The following is a 17,602-nucleotide window of genomic DNA, read 5'->3' on the forward strand; positions in this document are numbered from 1 at the left end:
AGGAAAAAGTGAGCGCTTTGTTAAAGCGCTTTGAACCTAATCGCGACACCGCCACTGGTGGCGAGTTTTACCGATAATATGTCATCGGCAGTTACCGTTTTCTTTTCAATCACCATTTCATACGGGTTATTTACCCATTCGGCAGTCTCACCATCGCGATAAATTTGTGCTTGGTACTTTTTACCTGTTGTTAAAAAGTCGAGCTTTAAATCCAGTGTCCGCGAGTTTTCATCTGTTACTGCGCCTAAATACCAGTCTTGACCATCGCGCTCTTGGCGCGCAAAGGCAACGTATTCGCCAATTTCACCGGCAATCGCCACTGACTTCTCCCAATCGGTCGGTACATCTCGAATAAACTGGAAGGCCGGTAAATTGGCTTCGTAATTGCGCGGTAAGTCCGAAGCCATTTGAATCGGGCTGTAGATCACAACAAACAATGCCAATTGCTTGGCGAGGGTTGTTTGTGGACGGTTAGTGTCAGCACCTAAGCCATTAAACCCCATATCAAAAGTACCGGCGGTAAAATCCATTGGCCCAGATAGCATGCGAGTAAAGGGTAAAATTGTTGTGTGTTCAGGTGGGTTTGGCGGTGTCCCCCATGCGTTGTACTCTTGACCACGAGCGCCTTCACGAGAAATCCAGTTTGGATAAGTTCTGCGTAAGCCGGTGTCTTTAATAGGCTCGTGAGTATTAATACTAATGCGATATTTGGCCGCTTGTAATATATTGAATAAGTACTCATTGACCATGAATTGACCATCGTGCCACTCTTTGCGAACAATGCCATTGTTATCAACTCGCTTAATATTACCACCATCGGCAACATAGCCGGTTTTTACTTGAGCAACATTGTGTTTTTTGTACAGGGTGAAGGCTTCAGCCATTTGATTGCGATAATTCGTGACGTTACCCGAAGTTTCATGATGACCAATCAAGCGAACACCCACTTTTTTACCATGGGCACTAACGGCGTCAATATCAAAGTCAGGGTAGGGTTTATCAAACTTAAAAATATCACCATTGTTAAACCAGTCGCCATCCCAGCCTTCATTCCAACCTTCAACTAATACGCCATCAAAACCGTACTTGGCGGCGAAATCCATATAGCGAATAGTTTCTGCCGTGGTCGCGCCATGTTTATCACCGCTGCCCCAAGTATTTTCATTGATGTGCATCCCCCACCAAATACCAACGTATTTACCTGGCTCAACCCAAGAGACATCGCCAAGCTTATTGGGCTCGTTGAGGTTGAGGATCAAATCAGAATTAAGTAAGCCGGTTGCTTGTTGGCTAATTTGAATGGTACGCCAAGGGGTGGTAAAGCTATCGCGTTTTTTCACTAAAATGCCGTCTGACCATGGGGTTAAATCGGCTTTTAAGGTACCAGGGCGGCGTTGATTTAATGTCATACTGGCATAATCAACCAGTGCTGCTTCGTGGATTGAAACATGGGTGCCGTTGGTTAACTTAAAGGTGAGTGGTGTGTGAGTTAGCGCCGCTTCTTTGAGCTTAGTGGTGTTATATATATACTCATAGCGATTCCAGCCACGAGCAGGTATCCACCATGCTGTCGCGTTTTCGCCATCGTTAATGGCAAACTCTGTTACCTCATCGGTGATCTCGATATCACCGCTCAAGCCTTTTTGTTTTTTTACTTCATAGCGAAAGCCTAGGCCATCATTAAATACGCGAAATTTTACATCGAAAGTGTGTGCTTGTTTGCGATCGGCAGTAAATGTAACCACCACCTCATTGTGGCTATCAACGACTTCTTTGCGCTCACCCCAAGGTTGAGTCCAGCTCGAATGATTACTGGCATTTTGGACACGTTCAATGGTAAAGCCATCACCAAAACTCGGCGCCTTTTTAAATGACATACCCAAACGCGATGGCTCAATAACCGGCTTGTCCTGATAGATCACACTGTAACGCGGGCCATTGTCATCGTTAATGGTCACGACAATCTCACCATTAGGTGAGGTAACTTCTACCGTTTTTGCCATCAGCCATGGGCTGAGCAACATACTGGAGGCTAAGGTGATTAATTTTTTCATGTTTATCTCGTTGTGATTTTTCTTAACTCGACGTGCTCGCCATAATAATAGTCGGCGAGCGAATTTTTTATTTTACAAAGACCGTTGTGGTTAGTGCTGGTACTACAAAGGTGCCGCCTTTAACTTTACTTTGTTGTGCCGTACTATCGACGCTTTTTGTTAATACGGGGTGTAAGCTAAACTGTTCTGCCCCTTGATAAGCAAAGGTTAACGCAGTGCGATTAGCGTTAAACAGCACGATAATTTCATTAAAAGCTGAATCGTTGTTGTCGGCTTTGACTAAATGCATGGCAATTAAGCCGTCTTGTTGCGTTGGCCCGCTATTTAAAAAGCTTAGCTGATCTATAATGGCTTGCTCAGTGGTGAGCCTAAATAAATCGCTTGATGTGCGAATTTTCAATAAATCGTTAAACATCTGCGAAGCTAGCTCAATATCGTTAGGCGTTACCTGATCTTTGCCATTATTGGTGCGAATAATCTTGCTGATCAGCGGCCAGTTTTGTTGATCCTTTTCTGCTGGCGGTAAACCAACGTGATAGTTATTACTTTGCTTTGAAAAATCGACATAGTTGAACCAGTCGGAGTAATCGTAGCTATCGCGTAAGTATGATTTTGAGCGCAGTAGCTCTGAGCCCATGTGAATAAACGGAATACCTTGGCCCAACATCACGTATGACAAACTTTGAATATGCATGCGCACGCGTTCATCTCGGCTGACTGAGAAGTCGGTGCGGTATTGGTTATTATCCCAAAGGGTTTGGTTATCGTGCTTTGAAACATAGTTAACGGTATCGGCGGGATCAAGGGCGTAGCCAGTTGGTTGGTCGCCATATGGCACTTCTTTCCCCAATACTTGCTCGCCTGTTTTTAAGGTTAAAGGATAGTTAGCTAAGTTACCTGCTAAGCCGATACGGGTTTGATCGAGCAGTAATTGATAGTCTGGCGCGCCAGGCTCTGATTGCAACTCGTTGTTAATGGTACCCAAGCCGTTACCGATACCTTGGTTGCGACGAATATCATTACCCGACACACTGATCCCTGGGCCCCGCACGGCATCGCGTAAACGGTCAGAGAAGGTGCCGATTTCAGTGCCGGCTAGCTCTAACTGGCTGGCTTGGACAAACTGCTTGTTGTTAGCCACTTCACCAAAATTCCAACCTTCGCCGTAAAAGTAGTTATCGCTATCAACGCTGAGCACGGCATCACGCGCTTTGAGCATTGACGATTTGGGTTGATGGCCCATCAAGTCGAATCTAAAGCCATCAATTTTGTAATCTTTTGCCCAAACAACCAGTGAATCGATCATTAACTTTTCCATCATCACTCGTTCTGTAGCGGTATTGTCGCAACACGTAGATTGCTCAATTGCGCCGCTGATTGGGTTGAGGCGATGGTAGTAATTAGGCACGATTTTATCGAGCACTGCCGTTGGCGCTAAGCCCGCTTGATGGGTATGGTTATAAACCACGTCCATGATCACCCGAAATCCCATATTGTGGATGTTTTGGATCATCTGGCGAAACTCGACAATACGCGCTTTACCTTCTGGGTTAACGGCGTATGAACCTTCTGGCACTGTGTAGTGGAACGGATCGTAACCCCAGTTGTAGTTATCAAATTCGCGTAGTTCAGAAACTAGGTGTTGTGCCTCATTCGATAGCGGATCATAGCTAGATAGTGCTTGCTTGAGGGTTAATTCGGGTGCTAATTCCTGTGAGCAAATACTGACTTCAGGTCGTGCTTGGCAAACCTTGGCAACCTTGTCAGATAAAGCAAAAGCAACACCGGGCTCCTCGTTTATCGTACCAATATCAAAGGTCGGCAATAAGTGAATATAGGTTAAACCCGCGTTTTTGAGTGTTCGTAAGTGTTTGATGCCATAAGAGTCTGTTTCGTTAAACGCGCCGTATTTGCCGCGATTTGCTTCGTTAGTAAGACGTTTTTCCGCCGCGCTAAAATCGCGAATGTGAAGCTCGTAAAAAATCGCATCTTCTTTATTTTTTAAAACTGGGTCGCGCTGTGTTTGCCAGCCTTCAGGCATGGTTGAGCGACTCGATAAATCGACAATCTGTGAGTGCTCACTGTTAGTGGAAAGGCTTAATGAGTATGGATCGGTTGTGGTAAATTGCTCGATGTTTTGCGTTAGAGGGTGGTAGGTTTCAATCTGATATTGGTAGTAGTAGCCATCGAGGTTTTGATCGACAACCAGTTGCCAAACACCCGTTTCGCCATCAAAGTTCATCGCCTTGGTGTCAACCAACGCTTTGTTTTGGTCAAAGAGTTTAACTTGGATGTTACGCGCGGTTGGCGACCACAACTTAAACTGGCTAGACGTCGCATTGGCTAGCGCGCCAAAATCAGTTATTTCGTCGGCATCAAAATCACCGCTGGTATAAAGCTCGTCGATCACATAACTCGTTTGAACATGATGAATAAAGCCAAGTTTATCTTGCTCGCTTTCTATCACGGCAACGCGACCTTTAATCATGTCTTTGATTTTAGTGCTCTCAACATTGACGCGGTAGAGCTGGAAATCGGCTAGGTGTGGATACTTTGCCTGCAATACTGCCGGAAACTCGATGGGCTCAAGTGCATAGCCGCTAAGTTGATGCTTGCCAGCTAACTGAGATTTAGTTGGCAGCTCGACTAAGGTTAGCCTTGCGTTGGTTGATTGCGGCAGCGCAATGGTTGAATTTGTTAGCCAGTGACCGGCAAAGTCTGATTCAACCTGGCTTATGGCTTCACCGGTAAATGTTAGCGATGGAGAAGTCGTCGCAGATTTTTCAGGCTGTTTATCACAGGCCATCAACACCGCGCATGAAAGTAAACTGGTAAGCAAAACACGCATAATAATGAAGTCTATTTTTAGTGATTCTTATTGTGTCTCTAATCTATCGAGTAACAGGGTTAATAAGAAGATAGCCTATCTATTATGCATACGTATTCAAAAAGTGCAGTGTTAATGAAAAGTTAACCTTGAATATTAGATGCCAAATTTTGTTCGTTTTTTACCCGCCCTTAACTGGCATACCTTTGCGCTTAATTTCGAGTAAAAGCTCTTATTTTGATTGCATTTATTGACGTGAAATTATTAATGTTTTGGACGTTTAGCTTGGTTTTTGAATACGTATGCAATTTATAGGTGAACGCGAATTTGTTTCATAAAGTGGCTAATGGCGTTGAATTTTTGAACGCTAAAAAGGCCATTGTTAGCTCATTGTTAGCACTGGTTATAAACAATAAAAGTTAACCACGAAGTTAACTAACTACAGAGAGTAATCTGGGGAAGATAACATGTTTAAACCAAGCAAATTGTCGCTTGCGTTGTTGTCGTGTGGTGTTTTTTCTGTTGGTGGCGCGATTGCCCAAACAGCAGAGCCAAATCAAGCGCAACAAGTAGCGAATGATGCTCAAGATGAACAAATCGAAGTGATTGAAGTTACCGGCTTTCGCAAATCACTAATCGATTCCATTAATGCCAAACGCTTTGCCGATACCGTGACCGAGCAACTATCGGCGGATGATTTGGGGGCATTACCCGATGTTTCAATGGCTGACGCTTTAACTCGCTTACCCGGCGTTTCAGCTGTGCGCACCGGTGGCCAAGCGGCAGAAATCAATATTCGCGGGATGGACGGCGGTTTTGTTTTTTCAACGTTGAACGGTCGCGAGCAAGTGTCAACCAGCGGTAGCCGCAGTATTGAGTTCGATCAATATCCGTCTGAGCTCATCAGCCAAGCGGCAGTCTACAAATCACCTAAAGCGTCGCTTATTGAAGGCGGTGTTGCCGGTACCGTTGAGTTGAAAACGGCGAGCCCACTGAGCATAGATCAAGATCACAAATTCAATATTAATGCCCGTGGTATGTATAACGACAGAGCTAGCGAAGTGCAAGATGCCAATGAATTTGGCCATCGTTTTAGCTTTTCTTATCAAGGCAAGTTTTTAGATGAAACCTTTGGCGTTGCCCTAGGTTATGCCCGTTTATATCAGCCAAGTGTTGCGACTCAGTTTATTGGTTTTGCTTATAACGGAGTGAAAGACATTGATTTGGTTGACGGTGATGTTGATGGCCCAGTGTACGACGACGGCAGTGCCAACCCTGAACGCGATATCGACAAAGAATACATTTCGGAAGGTTTTGAATTACAGCATTTAGGCGGTGAAGAAACCCGTAACGGTTATGTCGGTGCGATTGAGTGGGCGCCGAGTGATGTCTTTAAACTGAGAGCAGATGCGTTTGTTTCGAAATTTGATAGCGAAACATTTGCTCGTGGTTTCCGCGTTAAATTTGGTGGTGAAAACGCCGCTTATGCCAACCCTGTGATCGCTGAAAATGCGATGATTGGCGGTACGGTTAATCGCACGACTAAGAGTTTTACGCGCGTAGAAACGGTTAACGATGACAACCAAGATTTTGATGAAATTCAAAATTACGGTTTGAACCTTCAGTGGCAAATGACGGAGCGTTTTAGCGCTGATTTAGATTTGTCATACTCCAACGCTACGAATAACTTTCGCAATGGTTTGTTGTGGGCGCTAGTTGCCGAAGATGCCAATGCCGACGTACCCGTATTCGATACCAATGTTTCGTTATCTTATTTACTCAATGGTTTAGATTTACCTGATGTTGGTTTTAACCAAGCCGATGCTTTAACCGATATCAATCGCTTGATGGTCAGTAAATACGGGATTTATCCGTACCAAAATGAAGATGAACTCAAAGCGGTTCGATTAGATTTACAATACGATTTAGACAACGATTTTTTTAGCGCGATTGAATTTGGTGCGCGCTATTCAGAGCGAGATTACAGCAATGATCGCTCCTTGTATCAGTATGGTAACGACGGCGCTTTTTCGCCGCGTGAAACGCCATTACAGCTCACCGAAGACATGGTTGAAGTGGTTAATTGGGAAGGCGATTTTTCTTATTTTCCATCGTATTTAGCTATCGATCTCGATCAGGCGCTTGCCGCGTGGTTCCCCAACGGTATTCCACAACCGGTGCAAACTTGGGGGGCTAATAGTCAAGGCGAGATAGATAACAACTCGTCGTGGTCGGTATTACAAAGTGGTGATGTTTTCGAGAAAGTGATCTCTGCGTACGTGATGGCTAATATCGATACCGAAATTGGTGGTATTCCGGTAACCGGTAACATTGGTATTCGCATGGTCGATACCGATCAATCGTCAACGGTTTATGAAGACGTTGGTGGTGATGTTGCCGCTGGTGCTATGCCTATTGTCGATCAAGTCGGTTTAGTCAACAGCAATTATGCGTTCAAACGCTTAGGCTTAAAATACACCGATTACTTGCCATCAATGAACTTAAACTTTCGCCTAACCGATAACGATCAAGTGCGTTTTGCTGCCGCGAAAGTGATGTCGCGCCCTGAAATTAACCGCTTAGTTTCAAACTTAAGTACCAATATTAATGACGATGGTGAGATTTCTGGTAACAGTGACAACAACCCATTCTTAAAACCGTTTTACGCCAACCAGTACGATATTTCGTACGAGCGCTATTTTGAAGATTCAGATGGTGCCTTTATTGCGGCGTTCTTCTACAAGGATATTGAGTCTTTTGTTCAAACCTTGCCAATCTACAATTTCGATTTCAGAGCCAACGGTTTCTACGTGCCTGAAACGATTGAAGATGAGCTCAGCGGTGTACCAGTAACCGTAGATCCGGTAGGTACTTATACAACCGCCATTAACAATGAGGAAGGCGGCAGTATTAAAGGTATCGAATTAGCTTATACCCAAATTTTCTCAATGTTACCTGATTTGTGGTCAGGTTTAGGGTTAAACATCAGTTACTCATACACCAAAAGTGAAGTCGAGTTTTTTACTGACTTAGGCGGCCAAACGCGCACGCAATCGCTGCCGGGGTTATCTGAAAATGTCTTAAATGCCACCTTGTTTTGGAACTATCAAGATTTCGAAGCGCGGGTCAACACTCGTTATCGCTCAGAGTTTGTCTCAGAGCAGTGGGGGGTAAATGAGCAAGTGGTTAATTTCGATGATGAAATCGTCGTTGATATGCAGGCATCTTACGATGTTACCGAGCAACTAAGCGTGTTATTCCAAGTGAATAACTTAACCGATGAACCGACCCAAAGTTACTTTGGCTCGAAACAGTTTACCGGCACAACGCAGTTCTTTGGTCGCCAATTTTACTTGGGGGCAAATTATGCGTTTTAAGTTATCAACTCAGTTAATTTTCACTTCGGAGAGTCGCTCATGTTAGCAACGAATATCATCAAATTATTGGCTGTAGCATTGCTGACAGTGCTGCTTAGTGCCTGTGGCGGTGGCTCTAGTGATGTCTCGCCCGGCCAAACTTTATTAACTTGTGACGTACCACAAGTGCCCGATGCTACTGGCACTATGTGTGTCGATCCCGAGCCATTGCAATGTAAAGCGCCATTGGTTCCCGATGCACTAAACGAAGAGTGTGTGGTTGGTTTTAATGAAAATGCACCACTACCTTCGGTTACCCCTGAGGCAAATCAGGCGATTTTGTACTACAACCGCGGTGATGTGGGCGCGCAAAACACACCTGATGATCCATCCTATGAAGGCTATCGCTTGCACACTTGGAATAGCGATAGTTGTGACGCTTATGCGCCGCCATTTGATAGCTCTGATTGGGCAAATGGCCATATTCACGACGGTGTTGATCCAAACTACGGCGCTTACTGGATCTTAAATTTAAAAGACGGCTACAGCGATTGTGCCAACTTTATTATTCACATTGGCACTGACGATGCGGGTAAGGCATTAGGCTCAAGTGACTTACAAATGCCACTGAACCAAGATGACGAGCGCTTTGTTCGAATGAACTTCACCTTCCACGGCGTACCAACGGTATTTGAATATCCTGTTGAGTCGTTAGGTTTTAGTGCCTCGGGTAATTCAGCTCATTGGATTGATGCCAATACGATTGTCTGGAAAGGCTATAACGAAGGTATTAGCAGCGTTAAGTTACATCACTCAGCAAGTGCGGGTATTGAACAAGATGACGACGGCAATATCACCGGTAGTTCACTTGAATTAACGCCCGTTGATTTAACCGATGAGCAACGTGCGCTTGCGCCACAAGTCGCCGATTGGCCAGCGTTCCAAGGTGATTGGCAGGCAAGTGACGCTAAACAAGTGTTAAAAAACCAATTGCTTGTTGTTGGCTACGATGGTGAAAACAAACCAGCGCTTGCAACTGGCGTGCAAGCAGACAAAGTGCTTGATGTCCTTTATACCCAAGGCGATGCTGATGCCGATGAGGCGCAACTAGGCGTGGTTTACGCGAACGGTGAAGTTACTGTTAACTTGTGGGCACCAACGGCGCAAAATGTCGATTTATTGGTCTTTGATGCCAACAAAACCGAAACTGGCCGTTATTCAATGACGGAAGATACGGCAACCGGTATCTGGTCGTACACTGGCGATGAGTCACTTGATCGCGCGTTTTACCAGTTTGAAGTAACGGTTTACCACTACCAAACCAAAGCGATTGAAGTATTAACGGTGACCGACCCGTATTCGGTGAGCTTATCAACCAATGGTATTTACTCTCAGTTTGTTAACTTGGCCGATGAAGACTTAATGCCAGCAGGTTGGGATAGCCATGAAATTCCAACCATTGCTAATGTTGAAGACGCAGTGATTTACGAAGGTCATATTCGCGATTTTAGTGCTCGAGATAACACGGTGTCACTGGCAAATCGCGGCAAGTACAAAGCTTTTACTGAGGTTGATTCTGCACCCGTTCAACATTTACAAAAACTAGCCGACAGTGGCTTAACGCATTTTCATATGCTGCCGGCAAATGACATTGCCACCGTCAACGAAGATGCAGGGTCGATTGTCGATATTACTGACACAGTTGCAGATCTATGTGCATTAAATGCCAACGCACCGGTTTGTGGTGTGGAAGCCAATGACGCTGTGCTCGCAGATGTGTTAGCAAGCTACTCGCCATATACTATCGATGCTGCCATGTTAGTTGATGCGATGCGCAATTTTGATAGCTTCAACTGGGGCTATGATCCTAAGCACTTTAATGTGCCAGATGGTATTTACGCGTCTAACCCTGATGGCGTTGCCCGAATTATTGAAATGCGCGAGATGATCCAAGCGCTACACAATACTGGGCTGCGCGTGGTGCTTGATGTGGTGTACAACCATACCAACTCAGCTGGTACTTACGACAACTCTGTGTTGGATAAAGTGGTGCCGGGTTATTATCACTCACGTGATATTGAAACAGGCAGTGTCATTCAGTCAACCTGTTGTAACGATACCGCGCTTGAGCATCGCATGATGGACAAGCTGATGGTTGATTCATTGGTTGTTTGGACCGAGCACTATAAGTTTGATGGCTTTAGATTTGACATTATGAGCCACGGCTCGAAAGCGCAAATGTTAGCGGCGCGCGATGCTATTCAAGCAATTGACCCTGATAACTACTTCTATGGTGAAGGCTGGAATCGCGACGATCGCGGTTTTGCACAAGCTAATCAGTTTAATATGGCGGGTACTGAAATTGCGACCTTTAACGATCGCCTGCGCGAGGGCATTCGCACGGCAGAAATTTTCAGTAACAATACTGAAGAAAACGGTCCGTTTATCAAGCAGGATATCGTCAAATTAGGCCTCGCGGGCTCGCTAGCAGATTACGTGTTGGTCAATTACAACGGTGTCGCGAGCACAGGCTCAGCCTACTCGCCAAATATGTATGCTAAAGATCCAGCAGACAATATCAACTACATCTCAAAACACGATAACGAATCACTGTGGGATCAGTTACAGCTTGAATTGCCTGCGGCTTATTCAATGGCAGAGCGTGTGCGTATTCAAAACGTGTCGCATTCCATCGTTTTGCTTTCTCAAGGTATTCCATTCTTGCAATTAGGTGGTGACTTCTTGCGCTCTAAATCGCTTGATAGAAACACTTATGACGCTGGTGATTGGTATAACTATGTTGATTTTGCGATGGAGACTAACAACTTCAACGTTGGCTTACCGCTAGATAAGGGGGGCCGCGACGATGATAGTTTAGTGAGTATCGCTTCAAGTGCATTAAACCAAGTGGGCATGTCTGAAATGATGTTTGCTTCAAGCGTGTTTAATGAGTTCTTGCAAGTGAGAACTTCAAGTGCCTTGTTTAAGCTCACTAGCGCAGAAGACATTATCGATCGCATTGGCTTTCACAATATCGGCAAAGGGCAAACCCAAGGCTTGATCGTGATGAGTATTGACGATGGTCTTGGCCTTGATGATTTAGATCCAGCTCACGACGCCATTGTTGTCGTTATTAACACCAGTGAAAATGATGTTAGCCATACGGTGGCAACGGCCTCTGGCTTTAGCTTACATCCTGTACTTGCCGCCTCTGTAGATAGCCAAGTTGCTAGTGCGAGTTTTACAGCGGGTGAAGGGGAAGGTACATTTAATGTACCTGCCTATACCACAGCAGTATTTGTGAAAGCTCAAGGTGAAAGCCAAGGCGAAGGTTTACTGGCTACGGCAACTTCAGGCGCACCCGATGTAGAGCCATATGGCGACACGACAGTGTTTGTTCGCGGTGAAATGAACGGTTGGGGTGAAGTCGATAGCTTTAGTTACCAAGGCCAAGGTGTTTATCGCACGACAATTGCGTTAACTGCAGGCACTTACGGTTTTAAAGTGGCATCAGCTGATTGGGCTACGGTAAACCTTGGTGCACCAGCTGCGTCTAACGAAGTGATAGTCGGTGAAGATTTCACGCTGTTACCAGGCAGTAATGACAACTTAGCGATGACAATTGCTGAAGATGCAACTTACGTATTTACTTTAGATGCGTCAGATATTGAGAATCCGGTATTGCACGTGCGCAATCAAGAAGCGTACGCGGGTACAACGATCTTTGTTCGCGGCGGTATGAATGGTTGGAGCGAAGACAATCCGCTTGAGTATATTGGTGATGGCCGCTACTCAACAACGATTACAGTTACAGCGGGCAGCCATGAGTTTAAAGTCGCTTCTGGTGACTGGTCGACGGTTAACTTAGGTGCGCCATCTGGCGATCGCGAAGTTACTGTCCGTGATGAAAAGCAATTAGTACCAGGTAGTAATGATAACTTGTTTATGGAGTTTGCCGCTGGCGACTATACCTTTATTCTTGATACTCAAGATATCAATGCGCCAACGTTAACGGTTTATAGCGCGGAGATGTTTGGTAATACAACGGTTTATATTCGCGGTGGTATGAATGGCTGGGGTGAGGTTGATGCACTTAGTTATGTAGGTAACAGCACCTATAGTGTGGAAATCGACTTAAGCGCAGAAAACCACGAATTTAAAGTGGCCTCGGGTGATTGGTCGACTGTTAACCTAGGGGGTGATGACGGCGCCAGTGCAGTTAGTCTTGATACGCCATATCGGTTAACCCAAGGCTCAAATACCAACTTAACCGTTGATATTAGTGAGGCGGCAACGTATGTATTTACCGTTGTCGGGCCAAATCCTGAAAGCCCAACCGTCACTATTACTAAAAAATAAGGATTAGTGCAAATACTCAATTTTAAGGCGCTCGATGAGCGCCTTTTTTACGCGTTAATTTTGATGGTTATTTGAATAATTGTGGCCACAAATATTCACTTCGGTTGAGGATTATGCAACATCGCTTTAACACCTGTAATGCTTGCATACGTATTCAGTTTTTGTCGGCAGGTGGTGAAAGTTATTAGTGATAACTTCCATTTAATGAAAATTTGTCTCTTAGGGGGGAATTAAACAATAACAGTTACCCTGCGTTAACTAATTGAATTTGGTGGCTTGAAAGTTGTTTTGGAATCTTCTAACGAGTTTTTGAAGGTTTTTTTCAGCAAAATTTGTCGTTATTTAAGATTGTCTATTACGCTTAAAAGGTTTGTAGCTAGCAGAGACAATTGTGGTCATAAATTGATGAATACGTATGCAAACAGTGTTTTTAGAAAGGGCTCGCTTTTATAGTAAGTTGACCGCTTTCCTACACGAAGCGGATTTCTAAAAAATATAATACAAATGTCGTCGCGTCAGCTTGGATGCTGAACAAACAAAGAAAACACGGATGAAGGGGAGAATATATGTTGAAGTTTAAACCTAGTAAGGTAACGCTTGCTATGCTTTCTACTGGCTTAATGGCAATGAGTGCACCTGTACTTGCTGCTCAAGACAGCCAAGCAAAAGAACAAGAAGTTGAAGTAATCACGGTTACGGGTATCCGCGGTTCACTACAACGCGCTCAAGCAATCAAAATGAGCACAGACAATATTGTCGAAGTTATCTCAGCTGAAGATATCGGTAAATTACCAGATACTTCTGTTGCAGAATCGCTATCTCGTTTACCAGGTGTAACAGGTGAACGTCGCAACGGTCGTACAAGTGGTTTAGCTGTGCGTGGTTTCAACGAAAACTACGTTGGTACAACGCTTAACGGTCGTGAAATCTTAGGTATGGGTGACAACCGTGGCGTTGAGTTCGACCTTTACCCAACAGAAATCATTAACAACATTGTTGTTTACAAGTCTTCTGAAGCTGGCCTAACGACACAAGGTATCGGTGGTACTATCGATATGCAGATGGTTAGCCCATTAACTGCTGAAAAAACAATGACGTTCAACGCGTCATACGAAAAAAATGCTGAAGATGCTGGTAACCCAGATTACGACAACAAAGGTCACCGATTATCTTTCAACTTTGTTGATAAGTTTGCCGATGACACTATTGGTGTTGCATTAACGGTTGCAGACCAAGAAACACCACGCCAAGAAAATCAATTCCGCGGTTGGGGTTACGCTGACTCAAGTCAAGCGCCTGGCGCTAAAATTTTAGGTGGTCACGACTCTTACACGCGTTCAGCATTATTAGAGCGTACCTCGGTTGCCGGTGTTGTTGAATGGGCACCAACAGATCGTTTAAAAGTTAAACTAGACGCGCTATACATCGACTTTGAAGAAAACGATGTAAAACGCGGTTTAGAAGAAGGTGGTGCTGAATGGGGTGCGCCTAATCACACGGCTGGTACTGTTGAAAACGGTTTAGTGATGAACGGTGAATTCGATGGTTTCCATTCGGTTATTCGCAACGACGGTTTAAGCCAAAAAGCTGAATTAAACAGCTTAGGTTTAAACGTAGAGTACGCTTTATCTGATAACTGGACATTTGCTTTCGATTACTCAGGCAGCGATGTTGAAAAAGAGTTACTTGACGTAGAAAGTTACTCAGGTGTTGGTCGTGCTGGCGTTGATGGCCGTCCGACAATTGCCCGTTCATGGCAACAAACATCTACCGGTGCAATGTTTGGTGATCACTCATCATTACCGACATTAGATTACACTGATCCGAACTTAATCCGCTTGGCCGGCCCACAAGCTTGGGGTGCACCAGTGGTAGGTTCTGATGCACAAGACGGCTTTATTAACCGTCCGAACTTTAACGAAGAGTTAGATGCAGTGCGTTTTAGCGTTGATGGTGTGGTTGAGTGGGGCATCATCTCAGCGGCTGAATTTGGCTTACACATCTCAGATCGCAAAAAGACAAAAATTAATGAAGGTGACTACTTAACGGCGCCGTCATACCCAGGTGATGCGGCAATTCCTGACGTATTAGGTGTTGCAGACTTAAGCTTTATCGGTATCAACGGCGTATTAGCTTACGACTCGTTAGGTCTTTACCGCAGTGGTTACTACAATGCGACTGAAGCATCATTAGTACAAACAGACCGTTTAGGTGATACATACACTGTAGAAGAAGATATCCGCACTTGGTACGCGAAGTTCAGTATTGATACTGAATGGCAAGGTGTATATGTAACGGGTAACTTCGGTGTTCAATACACCAGTGTTGAGCAGAGCTCATTTGGTTTCTCAACGGTAGAAAATGAAAATGGCTATGTTGAAGCGACACCGGTTGAAGGTAATTCTGATTACGCAGACTTGTTACCAACGATGAACTTAAGCTTTGAAATTGCTGAGAATCAATTTATCCGTACGGCAGCAGGTAAAGTATTATCTCGCCCTCGTATGGATCAAATGAAGCCGAATAATGTTGCGACATTTGCTTATAACGATGATCAAATCAATAATCCAAACCCAGAGCGTGGCCCATGGAGTGGTAATGCAGGTAATCCAAACCTTAAACCTCTTGAAGCGGTTCAATTTGACTTATCTTACGAGAACTACTTCTCGCCAGAAGGTTACTTTGCAGCGACATTCTTCTACAAAGATCTGAAAAACTGGCATCGTTCAAATCGCGAGTTAGTTGATTTTTCAGATGTTTACATTCCTGAGTTACACCAAGACAGCGAAGGTAATGCACCGGCGACCCTATTTGGTTTCGTCAACACTGAGCAAGACGGCTTAGAAGGTTTTGTGCGCGGTTACGAGTTCCAAACGAGCTTACCGTTTAACATTATGCACGATAGCCTAGAAGGTTTAGGTGTGGTAATGAGTGCAACCTTCATCGATGGTAAGTTAGACGATGGTGGTCGTATCCCTGGTCTTTCTGAAGAGAGCTACTCATTAACGGCTTACTACGAAATTAACGGTTGGGAATTCCGTATCGCTGGCACTAAGCGCGATGAATTCTTAACGGAAACTCGTGGCTTAAGCTTAGCGTTAGAAGAAACTGAAGACTTAGGTGGTCAGTTATGGGATGCGCAAATTAGCTATGACTTCAGTGAGTCAAGCATGGAGTCTCTGCACGGTTTACGTGTGAGCTTCCAAGCGCAAAACTTAACAGACGAAGATACGGTTCAAGCTGAAGCCGTTGACCCGCGTCAAATCACTAAGTACCAATCTTTTGGTGCTAACTACATGTTAAGCATGAACTACAAGTTCTAAACGACTTGTTCTGAATCAAAACCTGCCAGTTTACTGGCAGGTTTTTCTTTATTGACAGTTTGTTTTTCACTAAATTAATGATTCACGCAGTAATTTAATGAAAAACAAATTACGCTTCGAAACAAGGCCAATTTTGCGGCCAATCGTTCGGCTAATATTTAGGCCAATAATTAGAAAATTGTTATGAATAATGCAGTAAAAAAAGTCGTGGTTTTAGGTGGCGGCACATCGGGCTGGATGTCGGCAGCGTTTTTAAAGAAAATGTTCAGCCATCAAATCGATGTTGAATTGGTCGAATCAGATGCCATTGGCACGATTGGCGTCGGTGAGGCGACCATTCCACCCATTCGCTTGTTTAATAATGTGCTTGGCATCAATGAAGCTGAGTTTATTAAAGAAACCAAGGCGACAATCAAACTCGCGATCAAATTCGAAAACTGGAAAAACGTTGGCGAGAGCTACTACCACACCTTCGGCGCTGCCGGCAAAAGTAACCCGTTTTGTCATTTTCATCACTATTACTATCGCGCTAAACAGCTTGGCTTAGACAAAAGCCTGTGGGATTACGATCTTAATTACTTAGCTGCAGAAGCCGGTAAATTTGCCCAAATTAAAGCGCAAGATCCGGTGTTAGATATGCCTTTTGCTTATCATTTTGATGCTGGCTTATACGCTCAATTTTTGCGTAAGTTCAGTGAGAAAATGGGCGTTAAGCGCACCGAAGGCATGGTTGAACAAGTCCTGCAAAATCATAACTCGGGCTTTGTCGAGAAGTTGGTGCTGAAATCTGGTGAGGTGATTGAAGGCGACCTATTTATTGACTGCTCAGGCTTTAAAGGGCTATTAATACAAGAAACCCTAGCAACAGGGTTTGAAGATTGGAGCCATTGGCTGCATTCAGATTCTGCGATTGCAGTGCCGTCTGAGCGCTTAGAAAAAACATTGCCATATACGCGTTCAATTGCTCATGCCGGTGGTTGGCAGTGGCGCATTCCACTGCAACATCGCAATGGCAATGGCATTGTCTTTAGCCATCGCCATTACACGCCGCAACAGGCGGAAGATGTTTTGATGAGTAATTTAGATAGCAAGCCATTGGCTGACCCCATGTTGATCCGTTTCACTACCGGGCGTCGCCGCAAGCAGTGGCATAAAAACGTGATTGCCGTTGGTTTGTCGAGTGGTTTCTTAGAGCCCCTAGAGTCAACCAGTATTCATTTAATTCAAAGCGCGGTGGTGCGCCTAGCGCATTTATTCCCGCATCAAGGTATTAATGAGCACGATGTTGCTGAATACAACAAGCAATCAGAAATAGAGTACCAGCAGATCAGAGACTTTATTATTCTGCATTACGTGGTTAATGAGCGCACTGATAGCCTGTATTGGAAAGCAATGCGCGAGCTTGATATACCTGATTCATTACGCCACAAAATTGAGATGTTTAAAGCCTCTGGCCGTATCTTTAGAGAGCAAAATGATCTATTTCTCGAAAGCTCTTGGTTGCAAGTTATGGCTGGTCAAGGGCTAGAGCCAAGAGATTACAACCCGCAAGCGAATCAGTTATCTGAGCAACAATTGATCGATATGCTTAGCCGCATTGAGCAAATTAAACAAGAGCCAATATCGCAACTGCCAAGCCATGATGAATTCTTACAAAGCATGATCAGTCGAGCGCCATAACAG

General features: G+C 44.5%; 6 protein-coding genes. 4 read left to right on the plus strand and 2 right to left on the minus strand.

Annotated features, from left to right (window positions below):
- Positions 1-20 precede the first annotated feature (20 nt).
- Together LP316_RS05590 and pulA (LP316_RS05595) are read right to left on the minus strand one after the other, a co-directional pair.
- Positions 21-2,054, minus strand: a complete 2,034-nt coding sequence (locus tag LP316_RS05590) for a glycoside hydrolase family 97 protein (RefSeq protein ID WP_413470666.1) — start codon at positions 2,052-2,054, stop codon at positions 21-23.
- A gap of 67 nt (positions 2,055-2,121) precedes the next feature.
- Positions 2,122-4,902, minus strand: a complete 2,781-nt coding sequence (pulA, locus tag LP316_RS05595; protein ID WP_193023193.1) for a pullulanase-type alpha-1,6-glucosidase — start codon at positions 4,900-4,902, stop codon at positions 2,122-2,124.
- 446 nt (positions 4,903-5,348) lie between these two features.
- On the opposite strand from pulA (LP316_RS05595), the gene LP316_RS05600 reads away from it, so the two are divergent.
- The 4 genes from LP316_RS05600 to LP316_RS05615 all read left to right on the plus strand — a co-directional run bounded on the left by LP316_RS05600 (position 5,349) and on the right by LP316_RS05615 (position 17,599).
- Complete coding sequence (locus tag LP316_RS05600; protein ID WP_193023194.1) at positions 5,349-8,258, plus strand: TonB-dependent receptor; 2,910 nt, start codon at positions 5,349-5,351, stop codon at positions 8,256-8,258.
- A 39-nt stretch (positions 8,259-8,297) separates the two neighbouring features.
- The gene (gene pulA / locus LP316_RS05605) at positions 8,298-12,596 is read left to right on the plus strand and encodes a pullulanase-type alpha-1,6-glucosidase (RefSeq protein WP_193023196.1); all 4,299 of its coding nucleotides are present in this window, start codon (positions 8,298-8,300) and stop codon (positions 12,594-12,596) included.
- A gap of 566 nt (positions 12,597-13,162) precedes the next feature.
- Positions 13,163-15,919 (plus strand): TonB-dependent receptor, encoded by a 2,757-nt coding sequence (locus LP316_RS05610; protein WP_193023198.1) that lies wholly within the window; start codon positions 13,163-13,165, stop codon positions 15,917-15,919.
- A gap of 183 nt (positions 15,920-16,102) precedes the next feature.
- A complete protein-coding gene (locus LP316_RS05615; protein ID WP_193023200.1) occupies positions 16,103-17,599 on the plus strand; it encodes a tryptophan halogenase family protein in 1,497 nt (498 codons plus the stop codon).
- Positions 17,600-17,602: the final 3 nt, after the last annotated feature.

It is taken from the genome of Thalassotalea sp. LPB0316 (assembly GCF_014898095.1).
Lineage (GTDB): Bacteria > Pseudomonadota > Gammaproteobacteria > Enterobacterales > Alteromonadaceae > Thalassotalea_G.

What these genes read in the sequence shown, in the direction of transcription:
- LP316_RS05590 (WP_413470666.1), bottom strand. Translation starts at nt 2,054, where the DNA reads ATGAAAAAATTAATCACCTTAGCCTCCAGTATGTTGCTCAGCCCATGG.
- pulA (WP_193023193.1), bottom strand. Translation starts at nt 4,902, where the DNA reads ATGCGTGTTTTGCTTACCAGTTTACTTTCATGCGCGGTGTTGATGGCC.
- LP316_RS05600 (WP_193023194.1), top strand. Translation starts at nt 5,349, where the DNA reads ATGTTTAAACCAAGCAAATTGTCGCTTGCGTTGTTGTCGTGTGGTGTT.
- pulA (WP_193023196.1), top strand. Translation starts at nt 8,298, where the DNA reads ATGTTAGCAACGAATATCATCAAATTATTGGCTGTAGCATTGCTGACA.
- LP316_RS05610 (WP_193023198.1), top strand. Translation starts at nt 13,163, where the DNA reads ATGTTGAAGTTTAAACCTAGTAAGGTAACGCTTGCTATGCTTTCTACT.
- LP316_RS05615 (WP_193023200.1), top strand. Translation starts at nt 16,103, where the DNA reads ATGAATAATGCAGTAAAAAAAGTCGTGGTTTTAGGTGGCGGCACATCG.